This window comes from Winogradskyella helgolandensis, assembly GCF_013404085.1.
Taxonomy (GTDB): Bacteria; Bacteroidota; Bacteroidia; order Flavobacteriales; family Flavobacteriaceae; genus Winogradskyella; species Winogradskyella helgolandensis.
Window position 1 is genome coordinate 4,283,493 of sequence record NZ_JABFHO010000001.1, and the last position, 13,158, is coordinate 4,296,650.

General features: G+C 30.0%; 17 protein-coding genes. 16 read left to right on the forward strand and 1 reads right to left on the reverse strand.

The window, feature by feature from the left end; translation table 11 throughout:
* Positions 1–535: 535 nt before the first annotated feature.
* The 11 genes from HM992_RS19870 (at position 536) to HM992_RS18215 (ending at position 9,248) form a co-directional block, all read left to right on the forward strand.
* Positions 536–688 (forward strand): SsrA-binding protein, encoded by a 153-nt coding sequence (locus HM992_RS19870; RefSeq protein ID WP_215935098.1) that lies wholly within the window; start codon positions 536–538, stop codon positions 686–688.
* Between the two features lie 292 nt (positions 689–980).
* Positions 981–1,583 (forward strand): hypothetical protein, encoded by a 603-nt coding sequence (locus tag HM992_RS18170; RefSeq protein ID WP_179320898.1) that lies wholly within the window; start codon positions 981–983, stop codon positions 1,581–1,583.
* A gap of 155 nt (positions 1,584–1,738) precedes the next feature.
* Positions 1,739–2,710, forward strand: a complete 972-nt coding sequence (locus HM992_RS18175) for a hypothetical protein (protein ID WP_179320899.1) — start codon at positions 1,739–1,741, stop codon at positions 2,708–2,710.
* Between the two features lie 185 nt (positions 2,711–2,895).
* Positions 2,896–5,115 (forward strand): AAA family ATPase, encoded by a 2,220-nt coding sequence (locus tag HM992_RS18180; protein WP_179320901.1) that lies wholly within the window; start codon positions 2,896–2,898, stop codon positions 5,113–5,115.
* A 154-nt stretch (positions 5,116–5,269) separates the two neighbouring features.
* Positions 5,270–5,701, forward strand: a complete 432-nt coding sequence (locus HM992_RS18185) for a cbb3-type cytochrome c oxidase subunit I (RefSeq protein ID WP_179320903.1) — start codon at positions 5,270–5,272, stop codon at positions 5,699–5,701.
* Between the two features lie 2 nt (positions 5,702–5,703).
* Positions 5,704–6,081, forward strand: coding sequence for a hypothetical protein (locus tag HM992_RS18190; protein WP_179320905.1), 378 nt, complete (start codon positions 5,704–5,706; stop codon positions 6,079–6,081).
* A gap of 152 nt (positions 6,082–6,233) precedes the next feature.
* A complete protein-coding gene (locus HM992_RS18195; protein WP_179320907.1) occupies positions 6,234–6,803 on the forward strand; it encodes a hypothetical protein in 570 nt (189 codons plus the stop codon).
* A gap of 152 nt (positions 6,804–6,955) precedes the next feature.
* Positions 6,956–7,642 (forward strand): hypothetical protein, encoded by a 687-nt coding sequence (locus tag HM992_RS18200; protein ID WP_179320909.1) that lies wholly within the window; start codon positions 6,956–6,958, stop codon positions 7,640–7,642.
* 240 nt (positions 7,643–7,882) lie between these two features.
* The gene (locus HM992_RS18205) at positions 7,883–8,122 is read left to right on the forward strand and encodes a hypothetical protein (protein WP_179320911.1); all 240 of its coding nucleotides are present in this window, start codon (positions 7,883–7,885) and stop codon (positions 8,120–8,122) included.
* Between the two features lie 313 nt (positions 8,123–8,435).
* Entirely contained in the window at positions 8,436–8,963 is a 528-nt protein-coding gene (locus HM992_RS18210; RefSeq protein WP_179320913.1) for a hypothetical protein, read from the forward strand.
* A gap of 24 nt (positions 8,964–8,987) precedes the next feature.
* The gene (locus tag HM992_RS18215) at positions 8,988–9,248 is read left to right on the forward strand and encodes a hypothetical protein (protein WP_179320915.1); all 261 of its coding nucleotides are present in this window, start codon (positions 8,988–8,990) and stop codon (positions 9,246–9,248) included.
* Between the two features lie 168 nt (positions 9,249–9,416).
* Here HM992_RS18215 and HM992_RS18220 read toward each other — a convergent pair whose 3' ends face one another.
* A complete protein-coding gene (locus tag HM992_RS18220; RefSeq protein WP_179320917.1) occupies positions 9,417–10,409 on the reverse strand; it encodes an IS110 family RNA-guided transposase in 993 nt (330 codons plus the stop codon).
* A 271-nt stretch (positions 10,410–10,680) separates the two neighbouring features.
* Between HM992_RS18220 and HM992_RS18225 the strand changes: the two genes are divergently transcribed.
* From HM992_RS18225 to HM992_RS18245, 5 genes are all read left to right on the forward strand, one after another.
* Positions 10,681–10,932 carry a type II toxin-antitoxin system ParD family antitoxin gene (locus tag HM992_RS18225; RefSeq protein ID WP_042297154.1) on the forward strand — a complete coding sequence of 84 codons (252 nt, stop codon included), beginning with the start codon at positions 10,681–10,683 and terminating at the stop codon, positions 10,930–10,932.
* Positions 10,925–11,224, forward strand: coding sequence for a type II toxin-antitoxin system RelE/ParE family toxin (locus HM992_RS18230; RefSeq protein WP_179320919.1), 300 nt, complete (start codon positions 10,925–10,927; stop codon positions 11,222–11,224). Before HM992_RS18225 ends, HM992_RS18230 begins: the two co-directional genes overlap by 8 nt.
* 186 nt (positions 11,225–11,410) lie before the next feature.
* Positions 11,411–11,638: a PLD nuclease N-terminal domain-containing protein gene (locus HM992_RS18235; RefSeq protein WP_178983708.1), complete on the forward strand. Its 228-nt coding sequence runs from the start codon at positions 11,411–11,413 to the stop codon at positions 11,636–11,638.
* Between the two features lie 482 nt (positions 11,639–12,120).
* Complete coding sequence (locus HM992_RS18240; protein WP_179320921.1) at positions 12,121–12,756, forward strand: hypothetical protein; 636 nt, start codon at positions 12,121–12,123, stop codon at positions 12,754–12,756.
* Positions 12,753–13,157: a hypothetical protein gene (locus HM992_RS18245; protein ID WP_178983706.1), complete on the forward strand. Its 405-nt coding sequence runs from the start codon at positions 12,753–12,755 to the stop codon at positions 13,155–13,157. The genes HM992_RS18240 and HM992_RS18245 overlap by 4 nt, the downstream gene beginning before the upstream one ends.
* Position 13,158 lies beyond the last annotated feature (1 nt).

The window sequence follows — 13,158 nt, forward strand, 5'->3', positions numbered from 1 at the left end:
TAAACACTATTGTTACTTCAAAATTAAATACAAAAAACAATTCATATAAAACATGAAATTTATCATACGTCAATAGCTCAAAAATGATGAAAAACTAAAAAACTGATGTTTTACTTATCATTAGCCTCTAGGATTGTAAAAACGAACTCAAAACAGCCCTATAAAAATATCAAATTAAAACAACAAACACGAATTTCATTAACAAATTAAAATCACTCTGTAGACAAGTCACATAATAATGAAACAAGTATAATCTTTTTAGTTATAAATTCAAATCCAAATTCATCAATTTAGATTAAAATATTTGGACATACATAGGTTTAGGTTATATATTGAAAACTCAATCAAACAAATAACATATTTTATTAACCTCTAAACCCAAAAAATTATGATGACACTAGCTATATTAATCATTGAACTTATTTTAGCAATAGTCTAAAATTAACAACTGACCAATCCATCAACCAAAACATGTAGAGCTTAGTTCTAGAATAAGTTTTACTATTTTTGTTAAAGATTTACCATTCACAATAACATGAAAAACAAAATCTTTAAACTTCTGGCTCAGCTTAACAAAGCCATACTTCCATCTTACTCAAAAAAACAATTAGACCTCAGCAAAGCTTCTAAACTACAACTTGCTATCATCGGTTGGCGTGTTTATGTGACTAAGAATGCGCTTGGGTAAATTAAACCCCATAATAGTATATTATTACAGACGAAACTTTCAATATTTACAATATATCTGGCATACCTCCGTCTTAAAAAGACAAAATATTACAACTGTAACCTCTATGATGTGTTTAGAAATTACGGTTAGAACGCTTCACTATAAACTATTAAATATCAGATCTATTTGTTGTAATTTTAGTTATTTGGTTGAATCAAATTCTGATTTAACCAGTAAAACATTAAAAATTATTATCTTAGTCATATAGAGCGGATATAGTTAATAACTATATCTAATTGTTGCCATTAATATGATAAAAGTCATTGTCTACTTACTAATTTTAGTTCCTCTAATTAGTTTCTCGCAAAATTGGCAAATTCCTGAAATTGATTGGGAAGGGAAAACTGAAACGGAAAATAATTACATTGAATTGCTAAAATTGAAAGATAGAAATTCATTAATAGTTAAAATTGGATATTCATCTTATTGGACAAAAGGACAGAATTCTGAATTTATCGTTTACCAAAATGACGGAAAAGTGAAACGATCTATTGTTTATCAACCAAACTCAACTGAATTTAAAACAAAAGTTGAGCGGAAAAGAATTAAGAAAAAACACTATGAATATTATTGGAATTATTTGCGCCAATGTATAACGGGAAATAAATTGAAAATCGATAAATCTAAACTAAACATAACCGAGAAAAAAGGAAAAGAAGAAGGAACTGTTCAAAGTATGTCAATAAGTGATGGAGCAAATTATCACTTTCAAATCTGCCAAGGAAAGAATTATATCGCTTATGGAAGTTACGAACCAAAAGTCTATATTGAAAATGAATATCCAGGTTCTGAAGAAAGACAAAAATTAGTCAATTTAATGAACGGATTTGAAAGATTAACAGAAAAATACTAATGGCAACACCGTATATAATTTATTGCTGGCTTTTTGCCTACTTACGAAAGTCCTCGCGGACTTTCTTGGCTGGTAATTATTTACTAAATTAGTTGCTTAAAACACGCAACAAACCATATACAAACACGTTGTAGCACATTACTACCCATTGAAATATGAGCGATGATATAATAAGAGATTTCCCAAATTTAAATGATGCAAAAGAAGCAATTGAGAGAATAAAAGAAAAAGGGTTTCCTAACTATGATAATTTTAAAAACCACAATGAATATATCAAAGTTGTATCGGATTTGATTACAGAAGAATTTGGAAACTTACCGAACTTACTTTCAATACTTCCACGAAAGAATTTTGCGATGGATATTTTTCGTGTTAGACCTTTGGACGATATCCAAAATATTAATCTCTTTTCGCAACACAGTTATCCCCCAATAAATGTTGTTGGATTTGGCAGATGTAATTTTCCGAATTACCCTGTGTTCTATGGCTCTAATAATCCGCTTACAGCGTTGCTTGAAGTTGCAAGAGAAAATGGTGGCACTAGTAAAAAATATTGTATTTCAAAATGGAATATAGAATCCGAAAATGATATAATATTTCAGAGTTTTATTCAAGCTAAACTTATTGAAAATAGTGACTACGATGGATTGAGAGAGTCACAAAGAAAACGAATAAATGAACCTTTCAAAGGAAAATTAACTCAAGGACAATGCGATGGAATAATATTGCTATTAGAGTTTCTAGATACCTGTTTTATAACTGACAAGAAATATGCTGTTTCATCCTGTTTAGCTCATAGAGCAATTTATTCAGAGCACAATTTGAAAACAGATATTCTAATGTATCCGAGTATACAAACTCAATATACTGGAATAAATTTCGCAATAAATCCTAATTATGTAGATAATTATATGCAACTGAATAGGTTGTATATTATGGAATTAGTCAAATACAACCCTGAAACACGTGAAATGAAATTTTCATTAAGCCAATATGGAGAAATAAAAGGAAATGGTATTACTTGGAAAAATATAAATCCCAATGACCAAAATTATTTGAATATTGTAAAAGATGATTTTAACGATTTATTAGGTCCAGATTCGGAATCTAGTTTTGAGGAAATATAAAACGTGCTACAACAACGTGTATAATTAATTGCTTTGTTCTTCTCTACTTGCGAAAATTCCTGCGGAATTTTCACGGGTTCGTAAAAGTTTGCTAAATTAGTTGCTGAACCACGCAACTAATCATACACAAACACGTTGTGCGTCATACAACCAATCTCTCGTGAAAAACAAAAATTGACTAAAAAATGATAACCAAAATAGACCTAAATAAAGTAGCGAGTTACAAAAGTCAAGCAACTTTAGAAACTGACAAAGCTTTGAATCTTATTTATGGTTTAAATGGAACAGGAAAAAGTACTTTTTCAAATTATCTTTTAAAAAGAGCAGATGAAAAGTATAAAGATTGTTCTGTTGTAGGTTTAGATGAAAATCACGAAATTCTTGTTTATAATCAAACTTTTATCCAAGAGAACTTTTTCGAATCTGAAAGTTTAAAAGGAATTTTCACTCTTTCAAAAGAAAACAAAGAAGCTATAACAAAAATTGCTAGTGCTGAAAAAGAAATAGAAAATCTTGACGGAGAAAGAACAAAAAAAACCAAAGAATTAGAAACAGAAAATATATCAATAGGTAAAAAGTTAGAAAACGCAAAAGTTACTATTTGGAAAATAAAAACCGATTTTAGTGGTGGCGACCGTGTTCTTGAGTTTTGTTTAGAAGGTCATAAAGGTTCAAAAGACAATTTATTTAATCACATCCAAGGATTAACGAAACCTGATGATAAACCAACCAAAAATATCGATGACTTAAAGAATGATGTTCAAGCAATTATGGGCGAAAATGCTCAAAAATATGGCTTTTTTCCTAAAATCACATTCTCATCTTCAAATATAGAAACTGCAAAAATTTTCGATAAACAAATCGTAGGTAATGAAAATAGTAGTGTATCTGAACTAATCACAAAACTTGGAAACTCTGATTGGGTAAAATCGGGATTAAAATATTTACCAGAACAACAATTTGCGGAAAATGAAAATTGTCCTTTTTGTCAAGAAAAAACCATTTCAAGCGAATTAATAGAAAATATAAAAAATTACTTTGATGCTTCGTATGAAGCAGATATAAACTCTATAAAAACTTTTCTTGAAGAATATTCACAAGCAATTCTGCAAATCCCAAACAAAGCAACTTTCGAAGCCAACCCAAAATTTGAAACTTTCAAGCAAGATTTTGAAATCAAATTAAGTGCATTTAATCAACTGGTCAAATCGAATAAAAAAAAGATTGAAGAAAAGATAAAAAAACCAAGTGTACTTCAAACTCTGGAAAATTCAACTAAATTATTAGAAGAAGTTAATGAAGTTATAATTAAAATTAATGCTTCGATTTTAGAACACAACGATAAAATTGATAAAAAGGCAACAGTAAAAACAGCAATAAAAAAGACTTTTTGGCAAATTATGCGTTGGGATTATAACCAAACAATTAGCTCATACCTTTCCGACAAGAACATATCAAAAACTAAAACAGACTCGCTTAATACTACTATTAACGGTTATGATAAAACAATTCTTGAAAAAAAGTCAATCATATCTGAACAACAAAAACAAACAGTTAATATTGAAAAAGCAATTGCAAATATTAATGATGGATTAATTGACTTGGGAATTACTGATTTTGAAATTGAAAATCACAAAGAAAACCTTTACAAAATAGTTAGAGGAGAAAATAAGGAAAGAGTATTTCGTTCATTAAGTGAAGGAGAAAAAATGATAATAAGCTTTTTGTACTTTTTAGAAATGTGCAGAGGAAAACAAGATGCTACAGAAACAGGGAAAAAGAAAATAATTGTAATTGACGACCCAATTTCAAGTCTTTCTCATATTTATGTTTTCAATATTGGAAGATTAATTAAAAACGAATTTTTTGGAAAAAAGAAAACTAAAAAAAATGAAGAAACTGGAGAAAAAGTGAATATTTGGAATTATAAATATGAACAAGTATTTATATTAACTCATAGTCTTTATTTCTTTTACGAGATTACTGAAACAAAACACGATGAACGAAAAGAAACTCAAAAATTATTTAGACTTATAAAAAATAATGATGGTAGTCACTTCCAAAAAATGAAATATGAAGAAATACAGAATGACTATCAAGCTTATTGGTATATTATAAAAGACGAAAAACAGCCACCAGCTTTGATTGCGAATTGTATGAGAAACGTTATCGAGTATTTTTTCAATTTTGTAGAGAAAAAAGATTTAAATAACTTTTTCAGACAAGAGCCACTAAATACGAATAGATTTCAAGCTTTTTACAGGTATATAAATAGAGAATCCCATTCTTTAGGACAAAATATATTTGACTTTAAGGAATTTGATTATAAAGATTTTAAAGATGGTTTTGCCGAACTTTTTAAAGTAGCAGGTTATGAGGAACACCACAAGAAAATGCTAAAATAAAAAGTACGAACGCACAACACCGTATATAATTTATTGCTGGCTTCTTGCCTACTTACGAAAGTCCTCGCGGACTTTCTTGGTCGGTAATTATTTACTAAATTAGTTGCTTGAAACACGCAACAAACCATATACAACAACGTTAGCCACAAGTTGAATGAACCTATTAACTAAAAGACCACACATTATTTTTCTTGTATTTGCTGTAATCACTTTTATACTCGGATTTAATGCAAACGGAGGAATTGATATAAATATTCACGATACATATTACGTGATTAGTAATTATCATTTCGCAACGCTGATTTCAATTATTTTCGGAATAATCGGACTGATTTATTGGATTGTGAAAAAAGTGAATGGAAACCTCTCTAAACGTCTAAATTTGGTTCACGTTACGCTGACTTTTGGCGGAATTTTTCTGATTCTGATTTTAAACGAATTTTTCAGAAAGTCAATTATGGAATATGATTTTAATGAAAACTTGACAATGGTAATTTATTTGATTTCTGCTATTGTTATTTTTGGACAAATTATATTTCCGATTAATATAATAAGCGGAATAATAAGAAAACAGAATAAAACCTAAGAATGAACTACGAAATACCCAACTCATATAATTGGTTTGCAAAACTGAATTTGACTCAATTCATTCCTTGGAATTTTGATACAGAAATTAATCCAAATTCATCAATCAATGAACGATTTAAAATTGAGTGTGAGCAAAATCGGGAAGTTCTGACTTTTGGACGCAGACAAGATATGGACACATTTGTTGGGTTTGAAATTGTAGAAGGAAAAGTAACCGAAAATGTAATTGTTTTTCATCCCTCGTTCGGGACAAATGCTAAAGGTTGGAATATCATCGAATCTGAACACGCGGATTTTTTTGAGTTTATGCAAAAAAGAGTTTTACCAGAAATGAAAGAATGGATTCCAGAAGATGACGTGAATGATTATATTGAATAATTAAACCAGTGGCTAACACCGTGTATAATTAATTGCTCTGTTCTTCCCTACTTGCGAATATTCCTGCGGAATTTTCACGGGTTCGTAAAAGTTTGCTAACTTAGTTGCTTAACCACGCAACTAACCATACACAATCACGTTAGCTGTAACCTATGAACAGAAACCTAAACATACTTGCAATATTATTCATCTTAATAAGTTGCGGACAAGTTTCAAATAAAGATGAGGCATACAATCAGGACATTTATGATTTTATGAAATTAGTAATAAATGAACAAGAACTGAATTTAAGCTATGGTCTCATAATAGAACCGGAATCAAGTTTTGACTTAAATAAATCTGATGAGGAGAACTTTAAATCTTTATTGTCTGAATTGGAATCTAAAGATAAAACTAAAATAACGGACTCAATTAATTGGACTGTCGAACTGAACTCTAAAAATTTACTTTCTGATTTAACGAAACAAGATATTTCTGGAATGATTAAGCAAAAAGAAAAGCTGAAAGTGTTCAAATGGAATAATAATCAACTTGGATTTAATCTTTCTAATAAAAATAACTGGTACAGTTTTTCAGTACCACTCTTTTCGGAAGACAAGTCAAAAGCAGTTATGATGATTCGAGATTTATGTTCAGGACTATGTGGTGGTGGAAAGACAATTTTGTTCACTAAAAAGAATGAAAAATGGACTTCGAATACTGGAATGATATGGTTACATTAGAGAAAAGGCAACAGCTAACACCGTGTATAGTTAATTGCTTCATTGAGCCTACTTGCGAATATTCCTGCGGAATATTCACGGGTTCGTAAATGTTTGCTAACTTAGTTGCTTAACCACGCAACTAAACATACACAATCACGTTACCTACAATTATGAAAAACATTCCGTTACTGATTTTAACATTGATTTTAATTGCAAGTTGCGATTCAAAACAAACTTCATCGGAATTGGAAAAATTAACAAAAAAGCTAACCGAAAAAGAAAATCGGATTTCGGAATTACAAAGTCAAATTGAGAATTTAGAAAAAGTTAATAAGCCGACTGAAAACAAACAAACTTCGGATTATTATCGCTTCATGGAAACTTCTAACTCTGAAATAAATGTTTCGGAAAAATTAAAAAGCGGAGAACGGAAATCAATTGACAAAAAGGATTTTAAAGACACTTTAGATATATCAGACAATTTTTTCGTTTATAAACACACATCTGAAATCACTCAAACGTCTGAATCGGAATTTGAATCAATCTTGCGTGATTTTGACCAAGTCAAATCGGAATATGGAAATGACTTTTTTGTGCGAGTAATGACATTTTATAATGGACAAAGTTTGCCTCTGGAAACCGAAAATTCTAAAACAGATATTCATATTTTAATCCAACCGACTGAATTGGGTTATGAAAATAAAACGTTCGTGATTTCGGACTTTTATGAAGTTGACATAAAAATGCTCGAAAAGAAAGAGAATAGTGTCGAACTGACTTTTGAACACGGAAAATTTCCAAGAAAAAGTGAATTAATAATAATAAAACCTGAATTAGTAAAATTTGGAAATAAATAACTGTAGGTAACACCGTGTATAATTAATTGCTAGGTTCTTCTCTACTTGCGAATATTCCTGCGGAATATTCACGGGTCCGTAAAAGTTTGCTAAATTAGCTACCAAACCACGCAACTAACCATACACAAGACCGTTGCCATTCATTGACAAAAAGCGATCTTAACGAAAAAAATCAGTAAACAGAAATATTATTTTTGTAACACTTTGACATATTATAACACTAATAATAAAAAAAACAAGATGAACGAAATAAAATGTAAAAATTGTGACTCAACAAAAATAATTAAAGATGCAAAAATCACCGATTTTGGTCACGCAAATATTAAAAATAACCTATCAATTCATATAAAGGAAACAGATTCTATCTTTTTCAATAAGTCTGTTAAAAGTGAAATTCTCGCTCAAATATGTGGAAATTGTGGAAAAATTGAACTAAAAATTAATAATCCGAAAGAATTGTGGAATGCTTATATAAAATAGGACAATAAAGAAAATACTAAAAGACATCAGTTTTGACGTAAATGCAGAATTAAAGAGCTGTTTGAATTCACTCAAACAAAAAAAAGATAAGAGTTTAAATAATTTACGGAATAAAACAAAAATTGAATTTAATAAAGCAGGAAAAACAACGAAATGGCAACACCGTATATAATTTATTGCTAGCTTCTCGCCTACTTACGAAAGTCCTCGCGGACTTTCTTGGTTGGTAATTATTTACTAAATTAGTTGCTTGAAACACGCAACAAACCATATACAACAACGTTAGCACTAATTTGAACTAAATACAATCATTATGGATTCTAAATTCGATTACAGTCAATCATGTTGGGATAAAATAAGAAAGATTTTTGATGATAAATACAATGTTCCTACCATCGAAAGTGTAAATGAAATGAAATATGCAAAATATTTGGATGAGTCGTCGAATGAGCACATTGTATCTCTTTTCAATTCTAATCAATTTAATAAATCCTTATATAATAGAGATTTGAACGAACTACATTCTGAATTAAATAAATTGAAAACAAAAAAAAACTCTCAAATTCATATAGTTTGTACGGGTTACATTTGTTCTCATCAATATCGTGGTTATTATCATGCACAAGTGCAACTCGGAATCAAATACTACTATTTAGATAAGAAATTTGTTTTAGGTGAGGATATTCCATGTATTACTGATATTACCAATCTTCTGAAAAATTACACCGACTATAGCAAATTGAGTAGAAAAAATTCATCAAATGATGATTACGACCCATACTCAGAATCTAACATTATGCGAGATTTAATGAACGGAGAAGGTGAAAAACACGGTTTTTAATTCATATTATTACAAGAAAAAACAATGATTACAAATTCATTCAACAGAAACAACAACTTAATCGGAATAAATATTGAAAAAACAAAAAGTAATACTTTCATAATATCTATTGCGTATAAAGAGAACGATTATTGGAAAGCCAAAACGCTGGGTGGTTTTTCAGGGGATATCGATAATGATTCACTACTAAAAAAAGTTATTGAAAAAGGAAATTCTTTAGATTCCTCAACTGCAATATCAATATTTTCAAATTCTCTGACAGATTTTGGAGAATATAAAAAATAAAAAACTAGTGCTAACACCGTGTATAATTAATTGCTTGGTTCAAGCCTACTTGCGAATATTCCTGCGGAATATTCACGGGTTCGTAAAAGTTTGCTAACTTAGTTGCTTAACCACGCAACTAACCATACACGTATTCCAAGATCAAATCCTAGTAATATTTAGTTTTTTTTAGGCTGCATATTGCTGAAGAACGACATAAGGTGTTCCTCTTTTTACTACGGCAAACGCTCTAGCTATCAACTTATTTCTAACATTATTTATGGCCAGCATTTTATCCTTCCCCTCTGCTAATTTTCTATTGTAATATAATCGTAATTCACTATCATGTTGTATTGCTGAAACACTTGCCATACTTAGCAAACTCTTCATTTTTCTATCACCTAAATAATGGCATTGCTTTCTTTTGTAAATACTAGTGCCTGAGCGATGTTCAAATGGTGCTGTACCACAATAACTAGAAAAGGCACGCCAACTAGCAAAACGTGTAAAGTTACCTGTGTGGTAGATAAGCTGACAGGCAACAACTAATCCAATACCTTTAAGACTTGTTAGCAATTCATAATTCTTACTCATCAGTGCATCAGAAGATATAATCTCTTTTATACGTTCCTTTATCGATTTAACTTGCTTTTCTTGGTAATCAATACTACGTTTTAAGACAATACAACCTGTGTCTGTTGTGGGACTAGATAAAAGTACTTTCATCTCTTTTAATGTCCCTTTTAAGCCTGCATTGTTTCTAACCAGTAGATCCCGTAACGCTAGCAATCTACCTAATTCTAAATGAGACTTACTCTTAACTTGACTTGGTTTTAATTCTTCCCGGTAAAGCCAAGCGTAACGAGCTATTAATGCCGCATCTAATTTGTCAGTCTTTTCTTTAACGATACCTGAACTACGCTTAATCTTTAATGGACTTTCTTCTACATAAATAATCTTTCGACTATCTAGATACAGCGCTAATTTTAACGAATAATAGCCTGTATTCTCAAAACAGTAAAAAACATCAACTCCTTTTGTAGTTTTTAAAACCCATTTTAATAAGCTTTTATATCCTACAATATCGTTAACAAACTCCCTGTGTACTTGAGATTGGTAACAATAAGCATCTAGTGTTTTTTTTGAAACATCGATTCCAACGACTTCTTTGTAATTTTTCATATTTTTACAATTAAAGTTTATAATTATGTTGCTTTAACTACTTCCTTTATCGGGAGTTAATACTCCTGGTATTCCAAATGGTTCTTGGCAACTTTATAGAAAGAGAGGACTCGTACGTGTAAGGGATCACTAATCTAAAACACGTTATAGTTCTCCTCTTTTTCTATATAAAGATATTTATTACAAACTAAAGAAACACGTTGTGATGCAGTTTGAGGCAAATTTTGCTATTATACCAATTTTTGGTATATTTGAGCTAAATTAGTATCAAATGAACAAAAACACATCAATATCACTCGGAAATTATTTCGACCAATTCGTGCAAAGCCGAATTAGTGAAGGAAGATTTAAAAACGTCAGTGAAGTAATTCGTGCTGGATTGAGACTTTTAGAGGAAGAAGAAAGTAAAGTAATTGCTTTGAAAACTGCAATACAAGAAGGAATTGACAGCGGAATAGCTCACGATTTTGACCCAAAAAAGCATCTTGAATCTCTAAAAGCGAAAAAGCACTCGAATGGCTGAATATAAGTTGACGAACAAAGCTGTTGAGGATTTATCAAAGATTTGGGATTATACCTTTGAGGTTTGGTCGGAAAAACAAGCTGACAAATATTACGATGGACTAATTTCTGATTGTCAAGAAATTGCAGAAAATCCTCATTTAGGAAAAAACTACGAAGGAATATCAAAACAACTTCTTGGAATTAAGGTAAATCGACATATAATTTTTTACAGAAATCTGAATGAAAATTATGTAGAGATAACAAGAATACTGCACGAAAGAATGGACTTAAAGAAAAGAATAGCGGAATAAAAAACTGCACACAACACAATGTATAATTAATTGCTTTGTTCTTCCCTACTTGCGAATATTCCTGAGGAATATTCACGGGTTCGTAAATGTTTGCTAACTTAGTTGCTTAACCACGCAACAAACCATATACAACAACGTTAGCTTTAATGCTGAACAAAAATTACGAATAAAATTAAAACAAAAATTATGAATTATTTTTTAGCGATTGGAACTTGGCAACTAATTCTGATATTAGCAGTCTTATTTCTTGGAATTCTACCAACAATAATTGCTCTTGTAGATATTTTAAAAAGCGAGTTCAAAGGGAATAATAAAATTGTTTGGGTATTAGTTGTTTTATTTTTCAACTTTTTTGGTGCGATTTTATATTTATTAATTGGTAGAGAACAAAAAATAAAGATTGAGAAATCATAAATCCGATTTTGAGCAAGTTTGCTGAATTGATAAAGAACTAGTTTATTTTGATTTTTTTTTGAGTTTTAAGAAAGTAAAAACCGAAAATAATCGGTTGCGGAATTTTGAAAAACACGCTGAATTCTCACTCAAACTCTGAATTAAATTACGTTTGACTTTTTAGCTCGTTTGCGATATAGAAATCTGAATTAAAAACTCGGAATCTCACTCAAACGAAATTTAGCAAGTTGCGGAATTGTTTACTCGAAATCTGAATTAAAAATATTGCGGAATTGAAAAGCCGACTTAAAGCAAAATATCAACAAGAAAGCAAACGGAAATAAAAACACTAAAAGCTAACACCGTATAAAAATAATTGCGGTTTACTGCTTAATCAAAGGTAGTTGGGTGTTTGCCTGCATCTGATTTTCCTTCGGAAAATCCTCGCATACAAATCCGCAACTATTCTTATACAACAACGTTGTACAACATTTGACCAAAAAATGAAAATCCGAGTTTTAACGATATTATTTTTAGTTTTTTTAAGTTGCAAAAATACGACTGAAAAGGAAATTGAAAATGTCCAAATTGTTGTTGATTCGACTGGATTAAAAATAGAGAAAGCTGAAAAGCCGATTGAAAACTCAAAACTGATTGCCTTTCTTGAAAATCCTATTGACTTGCAAGATTTTAAGAAAAAGAAAGGAATGCGATTTACAACAAGTGTTACAAATGGAACTGAATACTATTCAAATCCTAAAATCAAAGACTCTATTTTCTATGTTTATTACTATCCATCAGAAAATTTAGCTGACTCAAGAAAAATAGACAATATCGTAGTTTTCAAATACGGAGAAAATAAACATAGATACATAGACCAAACTGAAAACCTAATCGAATTAAGAGTTTTTAATAAAGATTCGGATTTAGGAAAAGCAAATCTCATCGGACTTTCAAAAATGGAAATGGAATCTGAATTCGGAAATGACTATCTAACTTTGGACAATCGACTAATTTACTCGGAAAAAAATAAAATTTTGATACTTGAACTTGAAAACTCAAAAATTAAATCTTTTAATTATATAAAATTAAGTACTGAAAAAATCGATAGTGATTTAATCAGAAAAATAACGGAATGAACAAAAAACTGAATCAAATAATTCAATGGTCAATGTCTTTTACGACTCTAATGACTTATTTAGTTTTAAGATTAGTTGGTAGAGTATTTGCGGATATTATTAACTTGAATGATATTTCTGGTTGGCAAATGCAAATTAGAAACTCAGGAATTGACGGAATATTTGAAATATCTCTGATTATATTCCTTTTAGCATATTTAATACTTGACATAAAAAAACAGTATCGTAATATTCTGATTTCAAAATTACATTTAGTCAACATTTCAATATGTGCAATAATTGACAGTTTCGGAAATATTGATATCAACATATATTTGAGTTTTGTTGTATGTTCTATATTTTTATTTTTAATTAATATTTATATAACTATAAAAAACGTTGCACAACAACGTTGTACGTAAG